General features: G+C 40.0%; 16 protein-coding genes. 15 read left to right on the top strand and 1 reads right to left on the bottom strand.

Annotated elements, in window-relative coordinates; genetic code table 11:
- Nucleotides 1-65 precede the first annotated feature (65 nt).
- From KYH19_RS10955 to KYH19_RS10885, 15 genes are all read left to right on the top strand, one after another.
- Entirely contained in the window at nt 66-368 is a 303-nt protein-coding gene (locus tag KYH19_RS10955; protein ID WP_132396829.1) for a GIY-YIG nuclease family protein, read from the top strand.
- Between the two features lie 193 nt (nt 369-561).
- Nucleotides 562-3,693 carry a DUF6298 domain-containing protein gene (locus KYH19_RS10950; RefSeq protein ID WP_255562619.1) on the top strand — a complete coding sequence of 1,044 codons (3,132 nt, stop codon included), beginning with the start codon at nt 562-564 and terminating at the stop codon, nt 3,691-3,693.
- 204 nt (nt 3,694-3,897) lie between these two features.
- Complete coding sequence (locus KYH19_RS10945) at nt 3,898-5,298, top strand: glycoside hydrolase family 140 protein (RefSeq protein ID WP_219078718.1); 1,401 nt, start codon at nt 3,898-3,900, stop codon at nt 5,296-5,298.
- A gap of 355 nt (nt 5,299-5,653) precedes the next feature.
- Nucleotides 5,654-6,586 carry a glycoside hydrolase family 43 protein gene (locus tag KYH19_RS10940; RefSeq protein ID WP_255562618.1) on the top strand — a complete coding sequence of 311 codons (933 nt, stop codon included), beginning with the start codon at nt 5,654-5,656 and terminating at the stop codon, nt 6,584-6,586.
- Nucleotides 6,587-6,707: 121 nt separating this feature from the next.
- The gene (locus KYH19_RS10935; protein ID WP_219078717.1) at nt 6,708-8,540 is read left to right on the top strand and encodes an exo-alpha-sialidase; all 1,833 of its coding nucleotides are present in this window, start codon (nt 6,708-6,710) and stop codon (nt 8,538-8,540) included.
- Nucleotides 8,541-8,733: 193 nt separating this feature from the next.
- Nucleotides 8,734-10,068 carry a sialate O-acetylesterase gene (locus KYH19_RS10930; RefSeq protein WP_132397040.1) on the top strand — a complete coding sequence of 445 codons (1,335 nt, stop codon included), beginning with the start codon at nt 8,734-8,736 and terminating at the stop codon, nt 10,066-10,068.
- Nucleotides 10,068-12,881, top strand: coding sequence for a glycoside hydrolase family 2 TIM barrel-domain containing protein (locus KYH19_RS10925; protein ID WP_219078716.1), 2,814 nt, complete (start codon nt 10,068-10,070; stop codon nt 12,879-12,881). Before KYH19_RS10930 ends, KYH19_RS10925 begins: the two co-directional genes overlap by 1 nt.
- 139 nt (nt 12,882-13,020) lie before the next feature.
- A complete protein-coding gene (locus KYH19_RS10920) occupies nt 13,021-15,759 on the top strand; it encodes an alpha-L-rhamnosidase (protein WP_219078715.1) in 2,739 nt (912 codons plus the stop codon).
- Between the two features lie 100 nt (nt 15,760-15,859).
- Nucleotides 15,860-16,525 carry a DUF3826 domain-containing protein gene (locus KYH19_RS10915; protein ID WP_219078714.1) on the top strand — a complete coding sequence of 222 codons (666 nt, stop codon included), beginning with the start codon at nt 15,860-15,862 and terminating at the stop codon, nt 16,523-16,525.
- A 139-nt stretch (nt 16,526-16,664) separates the two neighbouring features.
- Nucleotides 16,665-17,801, top strand: a complete 1,137-nt coding sequence (locus tag KYH19_RS10910; RefSeq protein ID WP_219078713.1) for an exo-alpha-sialidase — start codon at nt 16,665-16,667, stop codon at nt 17,799-17,801.
- Between the two features lies 1 nt (nt 17,802).
- Nucleotides 17,803-19,341, top strand: coding sequence for an acetylxylan esterase (locus tag KYH19_RS10905; RefSeq protein ID WP_255562617.1), 1,539 nt, complete (start codon nt 17,803-17,805; stop codon nt 19,339-19,341).
- 6 nt (nt 19,342-19,347) lie between these two features.
- Complete coding sequence (locus KYH19_RS10900) at nt 19,348-20,259, top strand: sugar phosphate isomerase/epimerase (protein WP_219078711.1); 912 nt, start codon at nt 19,348-19,350, stop codon at nt 20,257-20,259.
- A 163-nt stretch (nt 20,260-20,422) separates the two neighbouring features.
- A complete protein-coding gene (fdhD, locus tag KYH19_RS10895; RefSeq protein WP_219078710.1) occupies nt 20,423-21,301 on the top strand; it encodes a formate dehydrogenase accessory sulfurtransferase FdhD in 879 nt (292 codons plus the stop codon).
- Nucleotides 21,291-21,641 carry a hypothetical protein gene (locus tag KYH19_RS10890; protein WP_219078709.1) on the top strand — a complete coding sequence of 117 codons (351 nt, stop codon included), beginning with the start codon at nt 21,291-21,293 and terminating at the stop codon, nt 21,639-21,641. The genes fdhD and KYH19_RS10890 overlap by 11 nt, the downstream gene beginning before the upstream one ends.
- A gap of 3 nt (nt 21,642-21,644) precedes the next feature.
- On the top strand, nt 21,645-24,014 hold the full coding sequence (locus KYH19_RS10885) for an FdhF/YdeP family oxidoreductase (protein WP_219078708.1): 2,370 nt from the start codon (nt 21,645-21,647) through the stop codon (nt 24,012-24,014).
- Between the two features lie 181 nt (nt 24,015-24,195).
- On the opposite strand, the gene KYH19_RS10880 is transcribed toward KYH19_RS10885, so the two are convergent.
- On the bottom strand, nt 24,196-26,382 hold the full coding sequence (locus KYH19_RS10880) for an alpha-galactosidase (protein ID WP_219078707.1): 2,187 nt from the start codon (nt 26,380-26,382) through the stop codon (nt 24,196-24,198).
- Between the last annotated feature and the right edge of the window lie 199 nt (nt 26,383-26,581).

The following is a 26,581-nucleotide window of genomic DNA, read 5'->3' as shown; positions in this document are numbered from 1 at the left end:
ATTATACTGTCATTCTGAACACAGTGAAGAATCTGCAAGCGATGGAAACGTAACTTTAATATAGCATGAGCCATAATTACTTTGTCTACATCTTAACAAACAAGAACAAAACTGTTTTGTATACAGGCGTAACAAATGACTTAGAGGTTAGACTTAAACAATACGTTGGGAATAGAGAAAATAAATTTGCTTTTACTTTTAAATACAACTGTCACTATTTAATTTTTTTCGAAAGACATCAGTTCATTGAACATGCAATTGAGAGAGAAAAAGAAATTAAAGGCTGGACTAGGAAAAAGAAAAATGAATTGATTGAAATTGTTAATCCAAATTGGAGATTTTTGAATGAAGAGATAATTGAAAGATAAACCTCATCAAATAGCATTATGATTCTGAATGTAGTAAAGAATACGCATGCTATGAAAACAAAACATTAATAACTACTGCTAGCAATGGAAGAGAATAGGCAGAGACAGTAGGAAATAAGTTGCAGATGCTTCGTGCCTCAGCATGACAAATACAAAATAATCAATGCCAAAAACTAACCATATATTAAAAGCGATGCAACTGAAAACCGTACCTATAATGGTTATCGTACTTTTAGTTGCAAACTTTTCTTTTGCGCAAAAAACAAAGCCTGTTGAACCTCCAAAGCCGATTTTTAAAGGAAAAGATGGCAAAATGGCTTACGCTCCTGATGCCGATGGAAACCGCATTCCCGATTTTTCTTACGCAGGTTACATGGCTGGTGAAAAAGCCATTCCCAGTGCAACAATAAAGGTAGTCGTTCCTGTTTCAAATGGCGATGCTACCTTAAGGATTCAATCAGCCATTAATTATGTTTCGAAATTACCCCTTGGTAAAGATGGTTTACGCGGAGCGATTTTACTAGAAAAAGGAACTTACGAAGTTGCAGGGACATTGCGGTTATCAGCGTCAGGAGTGGTGCTTCGTGGAAGCGGAATGGACGAAAATGACACAAAGATTTTTGCAACTGGCTTAGACCGGATTGGTGTAATCAGAATTTTAGGCAAAAAAAACAAAATAGAAAAACAGGCAATCGCCATTACAGATGCTTATGTGCCTGTAAATTCAAATAAAATTACTTTGGCAAATACCAACGAATTAAAAGTTGGCGATAAAATCATTATTAACCGTCCTTCAACTAAAGAATGGATCGAAACCTTGAAAACTGTAGAGTTTGGTGGTGGTGAAAGTGCTTTAGGTTGGAAACCAGGAACCAGGGATATCCATTGGGATCGAAAAATTATCGCCATAAACGGCAATACCATCACTTTTGATGCACCAATTACAACAGCGTTAGATGTTAAGTTTGGTGGAGCAACCATCTCTAAATACGAATGGGAAGGTAGAATTGCGCAAACGGGGGTTGAAAACCTGAAAATCGAATCCGATTATCATAAAGAAAATAGTAAAGATGAATACCATCGCTGGACGGCCATTTGTTTGGAAAATGTACAGGATGCATGGGTTCGTCAGGTTGTTTTTGAGCATTTTGCTGGTTCTGCCGTTAATGTACTCGAAACCGCTAAAAGAATTACGGTAGAAGATTGTAAATCACTTACCCCGGTTTCTGAAATTGGTGGTGAACGAAGGTTTACATTTTTAACTACCGGTCAGCAAACGCTTTTTCAAAGATTATACTCAGAATATGGTTACCACGATTTTGCTGTTGGCTTTTGTGCACCGGGGCCAAATGTTTTTGTACAATGCCAGTCTTATTTACCTTTCAGTTTCAGTGGTGCTATTGATAGCTGGGCATCTGGTGTGTTATTCGATATTGTAAATATTGATGGACAGGCCTTAAGTTATTTAAACCGCGGACAAGACGGACAAGGGGCGGGCTGGAGTGCCGCAAACAGTGTGTTCTGGCAATGTAGCGCTGCAAGGGTTGATAATTTTCAGCCGCCAACTGCTCAAAACTGGGCATTCGGAACATGGGCGCAATTTGCCGGAAACGGTTATTGGGACATGTCTAACGAACAGATTCAGCCACGAAGCTTATATTGTGCGCAGTTAAAAGATAGATTGGGTAATGAAGCCGATAAACGGAACTTCGTTCTTCCTGTAGAAACTGAAGCATCCAGCAGTCCGCCGGTAGATGTAGCTCAAAAACTCACTAAACTGGCTTATAAACCTGCTTTAACTGTTTCAGAATATATTGATGCCGCGCCAGATCGGAATAAAATCCCGACAGATGCTGGTCAGGCAAAAAGCATAGATAAAATTGGCTTGGATAAAATCGTTAAACCTGTACTTGCGGATGCCATGACGATCAAAAATGGCTGGTTGGTGCGCGGCAATGAAATTGTGGTGGGTAATCGTCAGGATGTGCCCTGGTGGAATGGGAGCGCGCGTCCGTATGGATTAAAAAACACTAAATTTCATGTCACCCGTTTTGTTCCTGGCCGTTCCGGAAATGGCTTAACCGATGATCTTGAGGAGATTACCGATTCGATGAAAAATGGTTCGGTTAAGGTACTTGATCATAATTATGGCCTTTGGTACGATAGGAGAAGAGACGATCACGAACGCATCCGCCGCATGGATGGCGAAGTATGGGCTCCTTTTTACGAATTGCCATTTGCCCGTAGCGGGGAGGATAAAGCCTGGGACGGTTTAAGCAAGTACGACATCACCAAATATAACCTCTGGTATTGGGACAGGTTAAAGCAATTCGCTAACCTTGCCGATCAAAAAGGCCTGGTTTTAATCCATGAGAACTATTTCCAGCACAATATTATCGAGGCTGGTGCGCATTATGCTGATTTTCCCTGGCGTACCGCAAACAATATCAACAATACGGGCTTCCCTGAACCAGTGCCTTATGCCGGCGATAAACGCATTTTTATGGCTGAGCAGTTTTACGACATCGCCAACGAACACCGCAGGGCAATCCATAAAGCTTACATCAGAAAATGTTTAGAGAATTTTGACGGAAATTCCGGAGTCATTCAATTAATAGGTGCCGAATTTACGGGTCCTTTGCATTTTGTTCAGTTCTGGATCGATACCATTAAGGAATGGAAGAAAGAAACAGGCAAACACCCGATTATCGGTTTAAGCGTAACCAAAGATGTGCAGGATGCCATTTTAGCTGATCCTGAACGTGCCAGCGTGGTCGACCTGATCGATATCAGGTATTGGTATTATCAGGCCGATGGAACCGCTTATGCGCCGCAAGGCGGTTTAAGTTTAGCGCCTCGTCAGCATGCCCGTTTGCTAAAACCTAAGAAAACGTCATTCGAAGAAGTTTACCATGCTGTATCCGAATATAAAAACAAGTGCCCTGAGAAGGCAGTGATGTATTCTGGAGATAATTTTGATAGCTTCGGATGGGCGATTTTTATGGCAGGCGGCTCTTTATCGAACGTTAATGAGATAGATAAAACAGTTCTAAGGGCTGCATCTGCTATGAAACCATTTCTCCCTGCAGGTAAATCAGCTAAACAATATGGGCTTGAAAATGCTGGTAAGGCTTATATTTTGTACAATGCTTCAACAAATGCAGTTAATCTGGATTTAAGTAAGGTCACAGGAAAATTTAATGTAAAAGTGCTAAATACCCGAACCGGGAAAGTGCTTAAGGAAGAGAAAATTAACGGGGGTGCTATGGTAAAATTGAACAAAGTAGCATCAGGAGATGAAGTTATCATTGTGAATAAAATATAAATTGAGTTTTGTCATTCTGAGCGCAGCGAAGAATCTCCAGTCGGTGGAAACAAAACGTTAATAAACCACCATTAAAAATGGAATTTAGCAAGCATAAGCTGTGTACATAATAGGTAAGAGATGCTTCGTACCTCAACATGACAGCACGTTTTTTATTAGCGGGTATCTACACCCAACAACATTTTTAAATACATTAAACTGAATATGAACCTTAAATTACAAATATTTCTGCTTGCTGTGCTTTCTTGCTTTGCTTTTGGCTGTAAGAAAAAGCCTCATTTTGGCGATAAAAGTCTTTTGGTTTCAGAGAACGGGCGGTATTTAACCACCGGTGATGGCAAACCCTTCTTTTGGCTTGGAGATACAGGCTGGTTGCTGTTCGGTCGTTTAACCCGCGAAGAAGCAAACGCCTATCTCGAAGACCGTAAACAAAAAGGTTTTAATGTTATTCAGGTGATGTTATTACATGATGTGCCTTCGAGAAATGTATACCTCGATTCGTCAGTTGTACATGCAGATGTATCAAAGCCGATGCTTACACCGGGCAATAATCCTCAAGACTCTTTGGCCTATGATTATTGGGATCATGTAGATTACATCATAGATCAGGCAGCAGAAAAAGGACTTTATATTGCCCTGGTTCCGGTATGGGGTACCAATGTAAAAAATAAAAAAGTGAATAAAACGCAGGCAAAGGCTTATTCTGAGTTCCTGGCAAAACGTTATAAAGATAAGTGGAATATCATTTGGCTCAATGGTGGCGATATTAAAGGAAGTGATGGTGCGGATGTTTGGAATACCATTGGCGAAACCTTAAGGGCAAACGATCCGAATCATCTAATAACTTTCCATCCAAGGGGAAGAACTGCTTCCTCACAATGGTTTCAAAATGCAAAATGGTGTGATTTTGATATGGTTCAATCTGGTCACCGCCGGTATGATCAGGACACCTCTAAAAACGAAAAATTACATTATGGAGAAGATAACTGGAAATATATTGAAGCTGATTATAAATTAAAACCAACTAAGCCAACCATTGATGGGGAGCCTTCATACGAAGATATTCCACAAGGTTTACACGATACGGTCCAACCACGCTGGACAGCTAGTGATGTAAGAAGATACGGTTATTGGTCGGTTTTTGCAGGTGCATTTGGTTATACTTATGGCCACAATTCGGTAATGCAGATGTATAAAAAGGCAGATTTAAAACCTGCTTATGGTGCGAAAGACCATTGGATCACTGCCATTAATGCTCCAGGCGCAAAACAGATGCAATACCTGAAAGATTTAATGCTTTCTCACTCTTATTTCGATCGTGTGCCCGATCAAACTTTAGTGGCTGGAAAGAATGGTGAAAAATATGAACGGGTTCTTGCTACAAGAGGTGAAGAGTTTGCATTGCTTTACACTTATACAGGAAGAAATTTTACTGTGCAGATGGGCAAAATCGATGGTGATGAGGTTAAAGCTTCCTGGTTTGATCCAAGAACTGGTAAAATCACGGCAATTGGAGAATTTGAAAATAAAGGAATTAGGGAGTTTAACCCACCCGGCGAACCTGCAAATGGCAATGATTGGGTGTTGGTGTTGGAGGAGGTGTAGGAGAAGCGTTTAGCGATAGGCGTATGGCGTTAAAGCCGGGACAATATCGTCATTGCGAGAAGGAACGACGAAGCAATCTCATTAGAAAGCTCGTCATTTCGATCCGATAGTTATTGGATGAAGCGCAGCGAAATGACGCATACTAGGGCGATCGTCATTCCCAACTTGATTGGGAATCGTAATGCTTTCGCTATTGGGCTATTAAGATTCACGCCTGCGCTGGAATGACGACCATCAATAAATAAATAATGTCACCCTGAGCGTAGTCGAAGGGCCATCCTTAATCAAATTATAAAAAAGGGTCTTCGACTACGCTCAGACTGACAATTGAAAAAAGAAATAACTAAAGAGAACAGTGTTTAAACCCAATTCCATATCATCATTTCGCTTAGCCATTATTGGCCTGCTTCTTTGCGGCTTAACATCCTGTACAAAGCAGGCTTATATATTTACCTCTTTCCATGAGCCGGCAAACGAAGGGTTAAGGCTTTTATACAGCTACGATGCTTACCATTGGACAGATTTGAATAAAACTTTTTTGAAACCAGCGGTTGGGACACAGAAAGTTTTGCGCGATCCATCAATTGTTCAAGGGCCGTATGGAACATTTCATTTGGTTTGGACCTGCAGCTGGAAAGGCGACAAAGGTTTTGGTTACGCCAATTCAAAGGATCTGATCAATTGGAGCGAACAAAAATTCCTTCCGGTAATGGAAAGTGAGCCGAAAACTGTAAATGTTTGGGCACCTGAAATTTTCTATGATGATGAGAAAAAAGAATATGTAATTATCTGGGCTTCAGCTATTCCGTTTCGATTTGCTAAAGGAATAGAGGAAGAAGAAAATAATCACCGGATGTACAGCATTACCACAAAAGATTTTATAAGCTTCTCTAAACCGAAATTGTTTCTTGATCCTGGTTTCAGTGTAATCGATGCAGTGATTGTGAAACGGGCAAGCAAAGATTATGTATTGGTTTTAAAAGACAATACACGCCCGAATAGAAATTTAAAAGTAGCGTTTGCAAAAGATGCACTAGGACCTTACGAAAATGTTTCGGACACTTTTAGTCCGAAATTAACAGAGGGACCAACTGTGGTAAAAGTAAAAAATAATTGGCTGATTTATTTCGATGCCTATGGACAAAAGATTTATTCAGCCTATAAAACTGCCGATTTTAAGACTTTTAAGGATGTAACAGCATCAATTTCAATCCCCGAAGGGCATAAACACGGAACGATTATAAAAGTGAATAAGAAAGTGATTGAGAATTTATTGAAGTATAAATGAGTCGTCATTGCGAACTGAAGCAAGGGAACGAGCGAGAGCGTGAAGCAATCTATTTAACAAAAAAGATTGCGAGTTTCCGATGAAAAATCGGAAACTCGCAATGACGAAATGAACTAATAACATGAAAATATTTAAAATACTTTGTTTAAGCTTACCATTTGCATTTGCGATGCAAAACTCGCAGGCGCAGGATACGGTACGCTATACAGGTAAAACACTGGTTAATGCAGATTACCATCATGGTCAGCTTTCGCCAGTAATGGGTGTGCATAATATCCAGACTTTCCGTGCCAACCGGGAACACCCTGAACTGGCCGAGAATTTTGGGTGGACCTATAACCATGCACCAATGCTGGCCTACTGGAATAATAAATTTTATATTGAATATTTAAGCGATAAAGTTGGCGAAAGCATCCCGCCAGGACAAACTTTATTGCAATCGTCAAAAGATGGCTACACCTGGACGAAACCAGAGGTGGTATTTCCGGTCTACCGGATTCCGGATGGTACAACAAAAGAGGGTAGAACCGATGTTGCCAAAGATTTAGATGCTGTGATGCATCAACGCATGGGTTTTTATGTTTCCACTAAAAATGTATTCCTGGTTTTGGGTTTTTATGCCATTAGTTTTGACGCGAAAGACGATCCGAACGATGGCCATGGAATTGGCAGGGCAGTAAGAGAAATTCAGCCAGATGGAAAGTATGGCCCCATTTATTTCATTCATTACAATCCTGGTTACTCCGAGAAAAATACCAAATATCCGCTATACACCAAAAGCAAAAGTAAAACTTTCATTGAAGCCTGTAATGAATTGTTATCAAACAAGTTGATGACTCAACAATGGAATGAAGAGGCTGATCGGAAAGATCCTTTGATTACTTTACAAAAGGAGTATAAAGCCTTCAGCTACTATCATTTACCTGATGGAAGAGTGGTGGGTTTATGGAAAAATGCCTTAACAGCCATTAGTAATGATAACGGAAAGAGCTGGCCAGAAAACGCGTCGCGGGCACCCGGTTTTGTAAACAGCAATGCCAAAATCTGGGGACAAAAAACTTCAGACGGCAATTACGCAACAGTTTATAATCCATCTGAATATCGTTGGCCTTTAGCCATTTCAACTAGTAAAAATGGCTTGGATTATACCAATTTATTGTTGGTAAATGGCGAAATCACGCCGATGCGTTATGGTGGAAATTACAAGTCTTATGGTCCGCAATATGTGCGTGGCATTGAAGAGGGTAATGGAAAACCAAAAGATGGCAATTTATGGGTAACCTACAGCATGAACAAAGAGGATATCTGGGTTTCTTCAGTTCCTGTACCGGTTAGCGATAAAGCAACACAACATGTTAACGATGATTTTGGTAAATTACCATCAGATAAAGCGCTCGAAATGTGGAACATATATAGTCCGCTTTGGGCACCGGTAAAGGTAGAAAACGGCGTTTTAGAGTTAAGAGACAAAGATCCTTTTGATTATGCCAAAGCCGAAAGATTATTTCCTGCATCTAAGAAAATAATAGCTTCGTTTTCGGTTAGGCCAAAGCAAAATGATTTCGGCTTGCTCGAAATCGAATTGCAGGATGCAAAAGGAATGGCAACTGTGCGCCTGACTTTTGATACCGCTGGAACTTTAAGCGCAAAGGCGGGAGCACGGTATAAAAATTTTATGAAATACGAGGCGGGTAAAAGTTACGACATTAAATTAAAATTAGATGCCTTTACGCGTTTTTACACCATCACCGTAAACGGCAAAGATGTGTTAACCAGTTTGGCTTTTCAACCTGTTGCTGATGTTTCAAGAATTGTTTTCCGCACCGGCGATGTTCGTCGTTTCCCTGATGTAGATACACCTGCAGATCAAACCTATGATTTGAAAAATGCGGGGGAACCAGAGAAAAAGGAAGCTGTTTATTCGATTAAGTATTTAAAAACGGAGGGATTTTAGTATGGTTAAGTTTTTAAGATATATCGTCATTGCGAGCTTTCGATTTTTCATCGAAGCGAAGCAATCTTTTCAAAAGGCTAGAAGGATTGCTTCGTCGTTCCTCCTCGCAATGACGGCGATAACGACATTACTTTCACTTTTTTCCTTCTCCGCCAACGCAAAAATCCTCCTACCTCAAATTTTATCGAGTAATATGGTTTTGCAGCGCGAAAAGCCCATCAATATCTGGGGTTATGCTTCACCAGGCGAAAAAGTAGAAGTAACGTTTGCAGGCCAGAAAAAAGAAGCTCTTGCGGATAAAAACGGAAACTGGCGAGTAGTTTTAGCTCAATTAAAAACAGCTACAAAACCTCAAACCATGACCATCAGTGGCTCAAATAAGATTGAACTTACTAATATTCTGGTAGGCGAAGTTTGGGTATGCTCCGGTCAATCGAATATGGAATACGCCATGCGCAAACTGGCCAAGATCCCAAAACCAAAGAATGAAAAACTAGGTTTCCCATCTGATGAAGTGGCAAAAGCAAAGAATAATCAGATCAGAATTTTCCTGGTTAACCGCAAAACTTTGATCAAACCTGATTCTGTCCATAAAAGCTGGAGTGAAGCCAAAGATTCAGCTTTACGTGCTTTTTCAGCTGTCGGTTATTTCTACGCAAAGGAAGTTCAGGGAAAATTGGGTATCCCTGTTGGGATGATCTCTTCAGCCATTCCAGGAAGTGCAATTGAACCTTGGATTTCAGAAAATGCATTTGAACAAGAGGATTATTTCAGAAATCAAAAAGTGGGTAACGATCCCGGTAAATTTTATCCGACCATGATCGAACCTTTAACTCAATTTAAAATCCGCGGATTTCTTTGGTATCAGGGCGAGACCAATTGTTTTCTGAACGAGAAAATCAGCTATGCTTATAAAATGAAAGTATTAATCAATAGCTGGAGGAAAGCCTGGAAAGAAAACGATCTACCATTTTATTATGTTCAGATTGCGCCTTTTAACTACTCCAAAACCAAAGGTAAGGTACCTGTTGATGAAAATACAGAACCCGAATTTTGGGAAGCACAAACACAATTATTGCGTTTGCCAAACACTGGGATGATTTCTACAAACGATTTAACCGACTCGAATGAAGATTTGCACCCAACATACAAATGGGAGGTAGGCAGAAGGTTGGCGCTTTGGGCTTTAGCTAAAACTTACCTTCGAAAAAATGATTTTTCAGGACCTATTTATAAATCAGTTTCATTTAAAAATGGAAAAGCTTTATTGGACTTCGATAACTTAAAAGCAACTTCGTCTAGTCCGATTACCGGTTTTACCATTGCAGGAAACGACGGGAAATTTGTGAATGCTGATGTTGTCGTAAAAGATGGAAAGGTTATCGTTTCTTCAAAAGAAATTGAAACACCGGTTGCCGTGCGTTATAATTGGACGGAAAACCCTTCAGGGAACTTTTATAGCAATGGTTTACCTGCCTTACCTTTCCGTACCGATAATCCACTAACTAAAACTTTTAAAACCAATTAATGAAACGCAGATTTATACTTTTCTTGTGTTTAACAACCCTATTCTGCTCGCTAAAAGCACAGCAAACAGAGAAATTATACCTATCGGGAACCGGAAATGATAATACCGTTAACTGGGATTTCTTCTGTACAGCTGGAGCAAATTCTGGTAAATGGACTACCATTCCAGTGCCCTCAAACTGGGAATTACAAGGTTTCGGGAAATATAATTATGGCTTTAACAAAGAGGAAAATAAAGGCAAGGAACAAGGTCTTTACAAGTACAAATTTAAGGTTCCCTCTGCCTGGAAAAATAAGGAAATTAATGTCGTTTTTGAAGGCTCAATGACCGATACCGAAGTCAAAATTAATGGTCAGTTGGCGGGAGAGATCCATCAGGGTTCATTTTATGTTTTTAAATACGACATTTCCAAACTGATTAAATTTGGTGCCGATAATTTACTTGAAGTAAAAGTATCCAAGCATTCTGCAAATCAATCTGTTAATGAAGCTGAACGTAAGGCCGATTTCTGGATCTTTGGTGGTATTTTCAGAACTGTTTATCTCGAATCGCTGCCGCAAAATCATATCAATCGGATTCAGATCGATGCCAGAGCTGATGGCAGTTTAAATGCGCAATTAAATTATACTGGTGATGCAGATAAAGTTGAGGTGGAGCTTTTAGGGAAAGATGGAAAAAGATTCGGTAATAGATTTACCACTCCAATAAAAAAGGGAAGTAAAAGTGTAAAGTTGAATCATCAGTTTTCGAATCCGGCATTATGGTCGTCAGAGTTTCCAAACTTGTACACTGCAAACTTTGCCTTGATCAAAAATGGCAAAGTGGTTCACCAGGTTTCAAAAAAGATTGGTTTTAGAACAATTGAAGTAAAAGAACGTGATGGTGTTTACATCAATGGTGTAAAAATGAAATTCAAAGGTGTAAACCGTCACTCATTTTACCCGTCATCCGGTAGAACAACCAGTAAAAAAATCAGCATTGCCGATGTTTTACTAATGAAAGAGATGAATATGAATGCCGTTCGAATGTCGCATTATCCGCCTGATGGTCATTTTTTGGATGTTTGCGATTCGCTCGGCTTATTTGTAATGGATGAACTGGCTGGCTGGCATGGCACTTATGATACGCCAACGGGAACGAAGTTGATGAAAGAAATGATGCTGAATGATGAAAATCATCCATCAATTATATTTTGGGCAAATGGAAACGAAGGTGGACACAATCGCGAACTCGATCACCTTTTTGCTGAAGAAGATCTTCAAAAAAGACCTTTAATTCATCCTTGGGAGGTTTTTAATGGGTTTGAAACCACACATTACCGTGAGTTTAATTACGGAATTGGCAACTACGATCACGGCCACAACATTTTAATGCCTACAGAGTTTCTGCATGGTATGTGGGACGGCGGTCACGGTGCAGGCATTGAAGATTACTGGAATGCCATGTGGAACAATCCGCTTTCGGCTGGTGGTTTCCTTTGGGATTTTGCCGATCAGGCGGTGGTGCGTACCGATAAAAGCGGCGAATTAGATACTGACGGAAACCATGGCCCTGATGGAATTGTTGGACCTTACCACGAAAAAGAAGGCAGTTTTTTCACCATTAAAGAAGTCTGGAGTCCTGTTTTTGTAGAAAAAAGAGAAATGACTGCTGGATTTGACGGTTCGTTTACATTAGAAAACCGTTATGCATTTACTAACCTCAATCAATGTACTTTTAACTGGAAATTGAAGAAACTAAAAGTTGGGGATGATGCAGCATTTAAATCTGGCAAAGCCGATGCGCCAAACATCAAACCTTTTGAAAAAGGAAAATTACAGGTTAATCTTCCAGCAGATTGGAGAAGCTTCGATGCACTTTATCTCACCGCTAATGCACCTGATGGAAAAGAATTATTTACCTGGAGTTTCCCGATTACGCTGCCTAAGGATGATGCAGAGAAAATCGTTATAAAAACAGGTTCCTCAAAAGTAAATGTTAAAGAGGATGCAAAAGTTTATCAGGTATCTGCTAACGGTATTGATCTGACTTTCGACAAAATAACTGGTTTGTTGCAAAAGGCCAGGAATGCTAAAGGGATAATACCTTTTTCTAATGGTCCTATTTTGCAGGAGGGTGTAAATAACTTTAAAGGTTTTACTCAGAAAATGGATGGCGAGAACTTAGTGATTTCATCCAAATTTGATAAAAAGGAAAGCTGGAATACGCTACAGTGGACGATTTATCCGTCAGGATGGTTAAAAATGGAGGTAAAATATTTTCCATCAGATTACTTTACCACTTTTGTTGGACTTAACTTTTCTTATCCTGAAACAGAAATCAAAGCAGTTGAATATAAAGGAAACGGACCATACCGCGTTTGGAAAAACAGAATTAAAGGCACAACTTTTGGTATTTGGAAAAATGATTATAACAATTCGGCAACAGGTGAAGCACCCTGGCAGTACCCTGAATTTAAAGGCTATTATTCAAATATGTACTGGTGCGAATTTATTGGCAAGCAACAATCATTCAAAGTTGTAACCGATCAGGAAGATATTTTTTTAAGGTTATTTACACCGAAAAAATCGAAAGATACAGAATATGATAACATGAGTCCGACATTTCCGGATGGTGATATTTCCTTTATGAATGCGATTTCGGCAATTGGTACTAAAACCCAAAAACCAGAAACAACAGGGCCAATGGGAATGAAAAATATTTATTATGATTTTGATAAAGATCCGGATAGGGCATTGAATATGACTTTGTATTTTGATTTTTCACTCCATAGTTCGTCATTGCGAGGAGGAACGACGAAGCAATCTCAATAAAGGAATTATGAAGCACAATTACATTAGCAAAAAAGATTGCTTCAGCTCGCTCAGGCCCAGCTCTGCAATGACGAATTTTTTTAAAAAAATAATATAATCTGTGCAATCCAACAATCGGTGTAATCATATACGAAGTATAATGAACATTAAACTCTACATAGCGATCATCAGCATTTGCTTTCTATCCTTTACAAAGGTGATGGCGCAAGTCTCGTTTCAGCATACCACCTGCGAAATGCTCGAAAATCCGTTGGGAATTGATGTTGTAAAACCTCGCTTTGCCTGGCATATCATTTCCAATGAGCGTAATGTACTGCAAACCGCTTATCAAATTTTAGTTTCATCATCGGCAGAAAAATTAAAGGCAAATGAGGGCGATTTATGGGACTCAGGAAAGGTTAACGAACAAGAATCTATCCATGTAGGCTATAACGGTATGGCACTAAGAAGCCGTATGAAAGCCTACTGGAAGGTTAAAGTTTGGACAACTGCTGGCCAAAGTGATTGGTCGGCTAACAACTCTTTCTCCATGGGTTTGCTTTATTACAAAGATTGGCCAAAAGGTTGGATTGGTTTCGACCGGGCTTTCCCATGGGATAACATTAAAACTGATTCCCGTTTATCTGCACGATATTTTAGAAAGGAGTTTCAGTGTGCAAAACAGATTAAATCGGCTACAGCGTCTATCATAGGTTTGGGTTTGTATGAACTCTACATCAACGGCAAAAAAGTTGGGGAAGATGTATTGTCTCCATCGCCAACCGATTACAGCAGAAATGTTAAATATAACACTTACGATGTAACCGGTTACCTTCAGAATGGTAAAAATGCAGTTGGCGCAATACTTGGAAATGGCCGTTTTTTCGCGATGCGCCAGAATGAAAAGCCATATAAAATTAAAACGTTTGGTTTTCCAAAAATGCTCATGAACATCAACATTGTTTATACTGACGGAACAACAGCGAATATTGATACCGATGATAGCTGGAAGGGTACAACGGATGGGCCGATCAGAGCCAATAACGAATATGACGGCGAAGAATATGATGCTACAAAAGAAGCTTCAGGCTGGAATAAGGTAGGTTTTGATGATAGCAAATGGGCGAAAGCAGAATTTGTACAAGAACCAACCGGAACCATTGAGGCCCAGATAAATGAAAATATGAAGGTGATGAATACCATTAAGCCTGTTTCAATCACCAAACTTTCCGGTGGCCGATATATTTTGGATATGGGTCAAAACATGGTAGGTTGGTTGCAAATCAAGGTAAAAGGTGTAAAAGGCAAACAGATCAAAATGCGTTTTGCAGAATCTTTACAAGATAATGGCGAACTCTTTACTGCTAATCTTCGCAATGCAAAATGTACCGATTTATACACCCTAAAAGGTGGCGAATTAGAAACCTGGGAACCTACGTTTACTTACCGCGGGTTTAGATACGTAGAACTTTCAGGATATCCTTACCAGCCATCACTGAACGATTTCGTTGGCAAAATGATTTACGATAACATCAAAACGGTCGGAACCTTCGAAACTTCGGATGCGCTGACCAATCAGATTTTCAAAAATGCCTGGTGGGGAATTGCCGGAAGTTACAAGGGGATTCCGGTTGATTGTCCGCAACGTAACGAACGCATGCCTTGGTTGGGCGATAGGGGCGCTGTGGCTTACGGAGAAAGTTTCCTTTTTGATAACGGCAGGTTTTATGCAAAATGGCTGCAGGATATCCGGAATTCGCAAAAGGAAGATGGTGCTATTCCGGATGTTGCACCGGCGTTTTGGCGTTATTACAGCGATAACATGACCTGGCCTGGAGCAATGCTTTTAGTTACCGAAATGTTATACAAACAAACTGGTGATGTTTCTGCCGTACGGGACAACTATCCGGCCATGAAAAAGTGGCTGGCTTACATGCAAGACCGTTACATGAAAGATTACATTTTAACGAAAGATAGTTACGGCGATTGGTGTATGCCACCCATTACCATCGAATTTGGTCGTGGTAAAAGCGCAGATAAAAAGTATCCATCAGAATTGATTTCGACAGCTTATTATTATCATTTCACCCAGTTGATGATACAATTTGCTAAGGTAAGCAAGAATGAGGAAGATATAAAAGCATATGAGCTTCTGGGGAATAAAATCAAAGACGCTTTCAACCAGAAATATTATAACGATCAAGGCTATTATGCTACGAATGCGCTAACTGATAACATCATTCCGCTTTACTTCGGGATGGTTCCGCAAAATAAAGTAGATCAGGTTTTTAAGAACATTACTTATACGGTTGAAGTGACAAACAAAGGTCATTTGAGCAATGGTTTAGTGGGAATTCAGTGGTTAATGCGCTGTTTAAACGATTATGGTCGACCAGATTTGGCTTATACCATAGCGACACAAAAAACGTATCCAAGTTGGGGTTACATGGTAGATAACGGCGCAACTACCATTTGGGAACTCTGGAATGGAAATACTGCCGATCCGAAAATGAATTCGCAGAACCACGTGATGATGCTTGGTGACTTACTGATCTGGTATTATGAAAATCTGGCTGGAATAAAATCAGAAAGTGCAGCTTTTAAAAAGATCATCATGAAGCCAGAGATGATTAACGGCTTAAATTCGGTAAATGCGAGCTTCAATTCGGTTTATGGCTCAATCAAAAGTAGTTATACCAAAACAGCCGATCAATTTAAATGGAATGTAACCATACCCGCAAATACTACGGCAATGGTGTATATTCCTGCAAATAACAAAAATGAAGTTTCAGAAAAGATAAAATCGGTTAAAGATTTAAAATTTATAAAAATGGAGCAAAATAGGGCTGTTTATGAAATTGGCTCGGGTGATTATGCTTTTGTGGTGGAGCGGAAATGAAACAATGGTTAGTGGTGACACGAACCATGGCGAAAGAAGATTACAGGTACAGGCCTCGGTTTGTGTCTTCACGAACCGAAACAGAAATTAAAATACAATTATGAGAAAATTTTTAAAACCATTTATGCTGCTGACGTTACTACTAACCACAGTAAATACCTTCAGTCAAACTAAAGATGTTGTGGTGCCCGAAGAAATTTTAACCAAGGCAAAAGAATGGGTGGCTGCATTGAATTTAACCGATGCTACTAAAAAATCTGCGGTAGAAAATGCCATCATGGTTCATTTAACCACCGTTAGATATTGGCACAACGATCATCCATCTTCAACTGTTCCTGATGGAATAAATCCGGTTACAGGAAACAAATTAAGCGATCTGGATAAACAAATTATTGCCGATTCTGCCATGCCTTCAACTGTGCATCAATCTTTAATAAACGACTTAAGAAAAAACCTCACACCAGAACAGCTGGAAACCATTCTGGATAAATACACCATCGGAAAGGTTGATTTTACGATGAAAGGTTATAAAGCAATCGTTCCTGATTTAACGGCAGATGAAGAAGCAAAAATTTTATCTTTCTTAAAACAAGCCCGCGAGCAAGCTGTAGATTATAAAAACATGAAACAAATTTCAGCCATTTTCGAGATTTACAAAACAAAATCAGAGCAAATGCTGAACAATAATGGTCGTAGCTGGAGAACACTTTATAGTGCCTATACTAAGAAAATAAAGGAAGAGAAAGCAGCGAAACAGAAACAGTAGGCGGTTCCCTCAACCATATCGTAATTCTCGCGCAGGCGGGAATCTTAAAGCAAAATAAATGCCTTGCCAGCACATTAAGATTCCCAGTCAAGCTGGGAATAACGACCGTTCATAAATAGTTGGTTAACAAAAAAACATTATGTTTAAAAGAAAAATATACATCACCATCAATCTAATTTTCGCAATCACAATTTGTGCTAATGCCCAGGTAGAGAAATGGCAAAAAGGAATCGTAAAACAAGAGTTTTTGTACGACAAAGCACCATTTCCCTCGTGCCACTCAGCTACAATAGCAGAAACACCGACAGGTTTAGTCGCTTCATTTTTTGGCGGCACAAAAGAACGAAATCCCGATGTAGAAATCTACATCAGCCGCTTTGTAGATGGTAAATGGTTAGCACCGTTCTCGGTTGCCAATGGCATTCAACCTGATGGTAAAAGATTACCAACGTGGAATCCGGTTTTATACCAGGTTCCTGGTGGAGATTTGTTACTGTTTTATAAAATTGGCCCAAAACCATCTGAGTGGTGGGGCATGATGAAAACTTCAAAAGATGGTGGGAAAACCTGGTCTGAAGCCACCAAATTACCCGATGGATATATTGGCCCTGTAAAAAATAAACCCGTTTTATTGAGCAACGAAAATTTATTCGCGCCATCAAGCAAAGAGGGTGACGGCTGGAAAATCCATTTTGAAGTAACAAAAGACAACGGTAAAACCTGGAGAACAGTTGGCCCTCTTCCTGAAAACGGTATTAAAGCCATTCAACCCAGTATTTTGCAGTATGGAAACGGAAAGTTACAGATTTTAGCCAGAACTGCCAACCGCGCAATTGTAGAAGCATGGTCTAATGATAATGGCGAAACCTGGTCGGCATTAACCAAAACCACCTTGCCAAATAACAATTCCGGTACAGATGCCGTAACCATGAAAGATGGTCGCCAGGTATTGGTGTACAACCATGTTTTACCTCCGGGTGATCTGGCTAAAGGTGCAAGAACACCATTAAATGTTTCCGTTTCCAAAGATGGCAAAGAATGGTCTGCAGCTTTAATTTTGGAAGATTCACCGATCAGCCAGTATTCCTATCCAGCTGTTATTCAAACTGCTGATGGTATGTTGCACTTCATTTACACCTGGAGAAGAGAAAAAATTAAACATGTAGTGGTAGATCCATCAAAGTTGAAATTGAAGAAAATTAAAAATGGAATCTGGCCTAAACTGAAAGGTTATACTGCACCAGTGATTAATGAAACTAAAAATGAGGAAGGGTAAAATGATAGATATAATTAGAAACATCATTTTGAGATTTTGTCGATCGTCATTGCGAGGAGGCACGACGCGGCAATCTATCCTGTCAAGAAAGATTGCTTCGGCTGATGAAAAATCAGCACTCGCAATGACGGGCAGGGTGCTTAGATATTTTGCTATATTATTTATTGCATATATATCGGCTGTAAATAATCTTTCCGCCCAAAGCCAAAACACCGATAACCGCTATAAAAAACCGCTTGTTGATGTTTTAAAAGAAATCCAAACACGTTTTAAAGTACAAATCAAATACTCAGAACCTCAGGTAAAAGATAAATGGGTAAACTATGCCGATTGGCGTTTCAGGGCTGATGTAGACGAAACACTTACGAATGTGCTTACACCTTTGGATATGAAGGTAAACAAAGAAAAACCCGGCGTTTACAAATTAAAGGAATATGAATATTACCGTTGGGAAGTGCAGGATGGTTGGGCATACTTAGACCAATTGGCTACAAAATATCATGATCGGGCAAGTTGGGAAAAACGTAAAGCAGAAATTAAGCCCGAACTGTACAAAGCCTTACTGCTATCGCCATTACCTGCAAAACCAAATTCAAAACCGATTGTAACGGCAAAAAGAATTTTCGATGGCTATTCGGTAGAGAACATTGCATTAGAAATTTTACCCGGCGTATGGATTAACGGTTCACTATACAAACCATTGAAGTTTAAAGGAAAAATTCCTGTTGTACTTAGTCCGGACGGACATTGGGAAAAACAACGTTACCGGCCCGATTGCCAGATCCGTTGCGCCATGATTGCCAAAATGGGGGCAATTGCCTTTAGTTACGATTTGTTTGCATGGGGCGAATCCATGTTGCAGTTTAAATATGAAGATCACCGTAAAAGCCTGGCCCAAACCGTTCAAACTTTAGGCGGTATCAGAATTTTGGATTATTTCAGTGCGCTAAAAGAAACAGATATCAACCGGATCGGAATCAGCGGTGGATCGGGTGCCGGAAGTCATTCTATTTTAATGACCGCCATGGACGACCGCATTAAATTAAGTGCTCCAGTGGTTGCCATGTCATCATACTTTTATGGCGGTTGTCCTTGCGAAAGTGGAATGCCTATTCATCAATGTGGTGGTGGAACCGATAACGTAGAGTTAGCGGCAATGGCAGCTCCACGTCCGCAATTATTGGTGTCAGACGGTGGCGATTGGACGGCACATACACCTGAACACGATTTTCCTTACCTGCAAAAAATGTACAGTTATTATGGTGCTAAAGATAAAGTCGAGAATGTTCATCTTCCTTATGAAAAGCACGATTTTGGGATCAATAAACGTACTGCGTTATACGATTTTCTAATCAAAAACTTCAAATTAAATGCTGTCGCCGTTAAAGATAAGACCGGTAAATATGCTGAAAGTAAAGTAACCATCGAAAAAGAAAATGCCTTATATGTTTTTGGTGATAAGGGCGAAAAACTCCCTAAAAATGCGGTAATGGGCTTCGAAAACCTGGAGAAGTTATTCCCATTAAGTACAAGCAAATAATTGGATATGCAACATCAAAATAGAAGATCTTTTATTGGTAGCATGGCCTTGTTAACAGGTAGTTTAATGATTCCCGGTCAATTGCTTTTAGCAGCAGAGAAAAAGGGACATTTTAAAGTTGCTGTCATCGATTTAATGATTTTGAAGCGTCAGAAAATCAGTGCTTTGCCGCTTGCAAAAGAAATCGGTGCTGATGGACTGGAAATTGACATGGGTGGCTTAGGCGCTCGGGAAACGTTCGACAATAAACTAGCCGATCCAAAAATCAGACAGGAGTACCTGGATAAGGCAAAAGAATTAAACCTTGAAATCTGTTCCTTAGCGATGACTGGTTTTTATGCGCAATCATTTGCCAAACGACCAACTTATCAGAAAATGATTCAGGACTGTTTAGATACCGCTAAAGCAATGAATATTAAAGTGGTCTTTCTTCCATTGGGTATTCAGGGAGATCTAGTTAAAAACCCAGAACTCCGCGAACCTATTGTGGAGCGGTTAAAAGTTGCTGGAAAAATGGCTGCCAGAGCCGGAGTTACTATTGGAATTGAAAGTGCTTTAGATGCAAAAGGTGAGTTACAACTGTTAAAAGATATTGATTGCAAACATGTTAAAAGTTATTTCAATTTCTCTAATGCGATAAAAAATGGTAGAGATTTACATCAAGAGCTTAGAATTTTGGGCAAAAAAAATATTGTTCAAATCCATGCGACCAATGAAGATGGGCTTTGGTTACAAAACGATCCGAAAATCGATCTCCATAAAGTAAAAGAGACACTTGATGATTTGGGCTGGAAAGGTTGGCTGGTGGTAGAACGAAGCCGCGATGCCAAACAACCTACAAACGTAAAATATAATTTCACCGCCAATACCAGCTACCTGAAATCAATTTTTCAAAACAATGCATCGTCATTGCAATGACGACCTTTCTTATAAGATCTATCCAATGTGGAGTTGCTAGCGTAGCCGATTGCTTTATTAATGCGTTGAAATGATATTCGACTACGCTCAGACTGGCATATGAATTAAATTTTATTTAATTTTAGACAGGCTCTTAATTTTTTTCTGATTTACCAACATATTTATGAGGGATACTCCATCGTTATCGATCAGGCACATGCCTGTGAGAAAAGTTTCAGGTGCTATTGCCGCTCCAGCGCTTGATACGCTTTCAGTTGAAGAGCCATTGGAAATCAGGATCATATATGGTGCGGAAAATAACAGGACGCAAAAGAATATTTCTGTAACGATGCGGACCCCCGGTCAGGATTTAGAACTCGCACTTGGTTTTTTATTTACTGAAGGCATTATCTCCGGTAAGGATCAGGTTGAAAATATAAGCCATTTGATCATGCCATGCGAACTTAATAAAGAAAATATAATCGGTGTGGAATTAATAGAAGGTTTTATTCCTGATCTTTTAAAATCTGACCGTAACTTTTACACCACCTCGAGCTGCGGGGTTTGTGGCAAAGGATCTATAGCAGCTATCAGAACAGTATGCCCTTATTCGAATTCTGCTGATGAGCAGGAAATAACTTTGTTGCCGGAGGTATTGTATACACTGCCCAACCAGCTCAGGGCTGCACAACAAAATTTTGCAGTAACGGGAGGCATTCATGCATCAGGCCTTTTTACAATGGAAGGCGAGCTGTTATTGCTCCGGGAGGATGTTGGTCGGCATAATGCTTTAGATAAATTGATTGGTGCAGCACTAGCTGGTGATCTGCTCCCTTTAAACCAAGGTATATTACTTTTAAGCGGAAGGGCTAGTTTTGAACTGATTCAAAAAGCAGCAATGGCAGGTATTTCCATTGTGGCCGCAATTGGTGCACCCTCCAGCCTTGCTGTAGAACTGGCTTCCGAATTTGGAATAACCCTTCTGGGCTTTCTCCGGGAAGACAGGTTCAATATTTACACCACAAATGAGCGTATATTAATCCCTATATCACATGAAAATTAGAATCAAAGGCAATTCGATAAGGTACCGTTTAACCAAATCAGACGTTAGCACATTGGGTACGGTGGGTTTTCTTTCTGAGTTTACCCACTTTGCAAGCCATTCGCTGGAATACGCCATCAGAAGAACAAACGAGGAGACACTCACCGCTGATTTTGCTAACCATAAAATTGTGCTGAATATACCTGTGGAAATGATAGCTGAACTGGTGAATACCGAAAAAGTTGGGTTTAGTGATGCCTCTGGTACCGTTAGCATACTCATAGAAAAAGACTTTGCCTGCCTGGACAACGTGGCAGAAGACCAGAGCGATAATTTTCCGAATCCCAACCTCAATTGCTAAGCCATGGAAAATAATGAAAATAAGCCTTCAGCAGAAAATCCATACCAACTGCTAAACCTTAAACTTAGCCCTATAGCACAATCGGCAGCAGGTATGCATGCGGTAATGGCCGCGATGGGAAATCTGGTTGAAGAAAAAACATTTTTCAGGGGTAATTTAGCCCTGCTGAGCATGAACCAGTTTAAAGGTTTCGATTGTCCGAGTTGTGCCTGGCCAGATCCTGATGATGAACGGTCGCCGGTTGGCGAATATTGTGAAAATGGTGCCAAGGCCCTGGCAGAAGAAGCGACGACAAAAAGGGTTACAGCAGATTTTTTTAAACAACATTCCGTATATGAGCTGGCTAAACTGGATGATTACCAGATTGGGAAATTTGGCAGGCTTACCGAACCCATGTACATGCCAAAGGGCGGCACGCATTACGAACCGATTAGCTGGGATCATGCTTTTAGTAAAATTGCCGGGCACCTCAATGGGCTTCAATCTCCGCATCAGGCCGCCTTTTATACTTCCGGTAGAACAAGCAATGAAGCTTCTTTTGTATACCAGCTTTTTGCCAAAGAATTTGGAACGAACAATATGCCTGATTGCTCCAATATGTGCCATGAAACTTCAGGTTCGGCACTTCGGCCTACTATTGGTATTGGGAAAGGGACGGTAACCCTTGAGGATTTTTATGAAACGGATCTGATTATTGAAATTGGCCACAATCCCGGAACCAACGCCCCGAGGATGATGAGTGCCCTGGCCAAAGCGAAGAAAAACGGTGCAAAAATTATTGCCATTAATCCGCTGCCCGAAGCTGGCCTGATGGGCTTTGAGGATCCTCAATCTATTAAGGGAATGATAGGCGGAGGTGTTAAGCTGGCTGATTTGTATCTTCCGGTAAAGATTAACGGCGATATGGCTCTGTTAAAGGCACTGGAAATTCTTTTAATTGAATTTGAAAAACAACACCCGGGAAAAGTTTTTGATCAGGCGTTTATAAAGGACAAGACCACCGGTTATGAAGCTTTTTTGGATCAATTTAAACAGGAAGATTACAACCTGGATCATTTAGCCGGTTTATCAGGCGTATCGACGGAGGATTTGCATAAAGCCGCCGAAATGATTGCATTTAAAAACAGAATTATTTTTTGTTGGGGAATGGGCTTAACACAACAGCCCAACGGCGTGGCCATGATTAGGGAAATTGTGAATATCCTGCTGCTTAAAGGTAGTATTGGGAAACCAGGTTCCGGTGTTTGCCCGGTGCGGGGACACAGTAATGTACAGGGAAACAGGACCATGCTGATTGATGAGAAACCTACTGACGAGCAATTAGACCGTTTGGAGGTGCTCTATGGATTTAAAATGCCGCGAGCGCATGGTTATGATGTGGTAGGTACAATAAAAGCAATGCAAGAGGGCAAGGTAAAATTTTTGTTCTGCATGGGAGGTAATTTTTTATCTGCAACTCCTGATACCACTTTTACCGCCAATGCCGTAAGAAAACTTGATTTGCTGGTATGTGTATCTACCAAGCTAAACCGTAGCCATTTAATTCATGGAAATGAAGCATTGATTTTACCCACTTATGGCCGCAGTGATAAGGATATCGTGAATGGTGAAGTACAGATCATATCTACTGAAAATTCGATGGGTGTTGTACAGGCTTCTAAGGGAATGCTGGATGCCGTATCTAAAAACCTGATAAATGAAACCCAGATTGTATGCCGGATGGCGATGGCAACACTAGGCGAAAAATCTGTTGTGAACTGGCCCCTTTACCATGATAGTTACGATGCAGTTCGCGACGCGATAGCGCAGTGCATTCCCGGCTTTGAAAACTATAATATTAAAGTAAGGCAAAAAGGCGGCTTTTATTTGCCAAACGCTGCCAGGGAAGGAAAATTCATAACCAAAGAATTTGGCGATAGGGCTCCCTTTACACTCACCGAAATTCCAGCCAATCGGCTTGAGGAAGACGAGTATATGATGGCTACAACCAGGACGCATGATCAGTTCAATACAACTATTTATGGGTTGGATGACCGCTACAGGGGAATCAAAAATGAGCGGCGGGTAATTTTTATGAATCAAAAAGATATCAAAAAACTCGGACTGAAGGCAGGGGATAAGGTTGATCTGTTTAATTATGATGATGGAATAACACGAATTGCCCCATTGTTTGTAATTGTTGCCTACGAAATTCCGGAGAAGAATACCGTTACTTATTTCCCCGAAACCAATGTGTTGGTTTCAGTAAATAATGTGGTAGCGGAAAGTAATATGCCCGCTTCCAAATATGTGAAAATTAAAATTAAGAAACACGACCCCGGAATTTATGACCAGGTAAAAAAGGCAGAAGAAGATTACAGGCTGATGCAATAATTGCGCTTTGCTTTTTAATATGGATTATAAGGGATCGTCATTGCGAGAAGGCTTTTTCAGCCGACGAAGCAATCTTTATAGCAACGATTACTGGTATGATAGATTGCTTCGTCGTTCCTCCTCGCAATGACGACCTTTTTTTGGAGGCTGTCAATGATAGTTCGGTGATGGTTTTAACAATTTATATAGCCTGGATCTTTAAAACTACGCTGGTTCTGTAAGCATTTGCTTCCGGATTAAAGCCTACTTTCATTAAAAAGTCGCCAGAGTAAACTTTGGTGCTGTCAATCGGCGATTTAACGCCAGGGTAGAGATTAATTTCTTCTATTTTATACCTTTTAGCTGAATCTAATCCTCTTAGTTTAATCGGCAATATCACACCGTTTGTAAACAGGGTAGCCACATAATAGTTGAAAACAATGGCCTGATCTTTTGACTCATTAACATAAGCAATTGAAGCTATTTTATTTTCATATGGATCCTGCAGACGGTATTGTTGGCCATGCCAGATAATATCTTTAAAGCTATTATAGGTTTTAACGGCATTCTGGCTAAAAAGCAAATCATTTTTACTTAACTCATTTACGCGTACATCATAACCGAGTTTTCCCATCATAGCCACATCTGTTTTAAATTTAATAGGCTGTTTACCCATATCGGTAATGTGGTTATCTATTGCAATAGCAGGGAAATAATACGAATATTCCCATTGAATAAAAATCCGGTCGTATGGATTGGTATTATCGCTGGGCCAAAATTCGGTGAAATATTGTAGTGCAGCATAATCAACTCTTGAACCACCTCCGGCACAAAGCATCATTGGCGTTTTAGGGTATTTTTTTCTAATCCTATCCAGTACGCTGTTTAATCCCCTGATATATTCAAGATAAAAATGATCCTGGTTTTTTAACGTAGGGGAATTGGCATTGTATATCAGAGAATTACAATCCCATTTAATGAAGGCAACTTCAGGTACTTCCATAAAAATATCATCAACTGTTTTGTAAATAAAATCCTGAACCCTGGGGTTGGTTAAATCCAGCACCAACTGGTTGCGCATGTAATATTCTTTTCTTTCAGGTTGTCTGATTATCCAATCGGGATGGTTTTCATACAGCTCACTTTTAGGGTTTACCATTTCAGGTTCTATCCAGATGCCAAATTTTACACCGCTAGCGGTGGCCTCTTTACCCAAAGCACTGATGCCATTCTTCAATTTTTGTCTGTTATACTGCCAATCGCCCAAACCAGCAGTAGAGCCATTACGTGGATATTTATTGCCAAACCAGCCATCATCCAATAAAAAAACATCAACACCTAATTTTTTGGTATCCTTAGTCAATTCATTTAGTTTCTCATCATTAAAATCGAAATAAGTGGTTTCCCAGTTGTTTAAGATGGTAGACCTTTCGCCTTTGCCATCTAATAGCTGATAGTTTCTGGCCCAATCGTGCAAATTCCTGCTGGCTAAACCCTTTCCTGCCGATGAGTAAGTATAAATAAAGCGGGGGGTAACGAAATTTTCGCCAGCCTTTAAAGTATAATTAGAAGAAAAATTATTGATCCCGGCAGTTACCCGGAGGTAATACTCGTCAAAAGTTTCAAAATCCAACTTAAAGTTTCCGGTCCATGCCAGCGATCCGGCAATTACTTCACCCAGGTCTTCAGTTGCAGGCTGATCTATCGAAACCATAAAAGAAGAAGAATGAAGCAGGTTTGTTCTGGTTCCCAGTTTCGAATCGATGGTTTTTATGCCATGCAGTAATTGCTGCTCTTCCGATCGCATTTCGCGGGTAGCACCGCTATATTGGTTTTTAAGGAAGAATTTTTTTCCACTCAGCGTAAGATTTGCTGAAGCATATTTGTTGAGCACTACTGTGCCTTTCTCCTGATGCCTGATTTCAGTCCACTGCTCAATTACGTTTTCATTAAAATAAGCCAGGTATTTTAAGGTCACCTGAAAATTGTATTTTAGATCTTTAAGGATGATGCTGGTCAATTTTCTGTTCTGATCCAGCTGTTCAGTTTTTACATCAAAAAATGTTAATACCGTCGATTTGTTTCCATCGTTATGGGTGACGGTTAATGCCGGCTCTAATAAATTAAGCGAGCCGGAGGCAATGTAAGCTTCACGTTTGTTTAAAAGATCATCAGAGCCAGGCTTATATTTATCTAATGCCTGTATGCCCGGGTATTCGCCCGCGTTGTCTAGTTTTTTGCCAAGGTAGGTTGATAATAAAGTGTTGTCACGATCTGTTTCTAAAATCAGCACATTGTTTTTTGTTGTGATTTCTATTGTTTTTTGCGCAAAGCCATTCAGCGCTATTGCCATTAACAGTAAAAAAAAATAGGTGTTTTTTCTTTTCATTATTTATTCCGGGAAAAAGTTCAGGTCATATTTGCAGCAGCTTAAATCAGGAATGCTGATCGTAAAATGTGCCGCGTATACACCTGTTTTTATTATTCAATTTGGTGATATTAGCATTAAACTAAAATTCTACTGATGATTGACCATAAAGTTAATTAAATTGAAATTAGTGCTTTCTAGCGCCAATGAATTTGCTATT

It is taken from the genome of Pedobacter sp. D749, assembly GCF_019317285.1.
GTDB lineage: Bacteria > Bacteroidota > Bacteroidia > Sphingobacteriales > Sphingobacteriaceae > Pedobacter.
Note: the sequence above shows the minus strand (reverse complement) of the source record. Positions and strands in the feature narration are given on the sequence as shown.

Coding starts and splice junctions, on each gene's coding strand:
- KYH19_RS10955 (WP_132396829.1), top strand. CDS start 66: ATGAGCCATAATTACTTTGTCTACATCTTAACAAACAAGAACAAAACT.
- KYH19_RS10950 (WP_255562619.1), top strand. CDS start 562: ATGCAACTGAAAACCGTACCTATAATGGTTATCGTACTTTTAGTTGCA.
- KYH19_RS10945 (WP_219078718.1), top strand. CDS start 3,898: ATGAACCTTAAATTACAAATATTTCTGCTTGCTGTGCTTTCTTGCTTT.
- KYH19_RS10935 (WP_219078717.1), top strand. CDS start 6,708: ATGAAAATATTTAAAATACTTTGTTTAAGCTTACCATTTGCATTTGCG.
- KYH19_RS10930 (WP_132397040.1), top strand. CDS start 8,734: ATGGTTTTGCAGCGCGAAAAGCCCATCAATATCTGGGGTTATGCTTCA.
- KYH19_RS10925 (WP_219078716.1), top strand. CDS start 10,068: ATGAAACGCAGATTTATACTTTTCTTGTGTTTAACAACCCTATTCTGC.
- KYH19_RS10920 (WP_219078715.1), top strand. CDS start 13,021: ATGAACATTAAACTCTACATAGCGATCATCAGCATTTGCTTTCTATCC.
- KYH19_RS10915 (WP_219078714.1), top strand. CDS start 15,860: ATGAGAAAATTTTTAAAACCATTTATGCTGCTGACGTTACTACTAACC.
- KYH19_RS10910 (WP_219078713.1), top strand. CDS start 16,665: ATGTTTAAAAGAAAAATATACATCACCATCAATCTAATTTTCGCAATC.
- KYH19_RS10905 (WP_255562617.1), top strand. CDS start 17,803: ATGATAGATATAATTAGAAACATCATTTTGAGATTTTGTCGATCGTCA.
- KYH19_RS10900 (WP_219078711.1), top strand. CDS start 19,348: ATGCAACATCAAAATAGAAGATCTTTTATTGGTAGCATGGCCTTGTTA.
- fdhD (WP_219078710.1), top strand. CDS start 20,423: ATGAGGGATACTCCATCGTTATCGATCAGGCACATGCCTGTGAGAAAA.
- KYH19_RS10890 (WP_219078709.1), top strand. CDS start 21,291: ATGAAAATTAGAATCAAAGGCAATTCGATAAGGTACCGTTTAACCAAA.
- KYH19_RS10885 (WP_219078708.1), top strand. CDS start 21,645: ATGGAAAATAATGAAAATAAGCCTTCAGCAGAAAATCCATACCAACTG.
- KYH19_RS10880 (WP_219078707.1), bottom strand. CDS start 26,382: ATGAAAAGAAAAAACACCTATTTTTTTTTACTGTTAATGGCAATAGCG.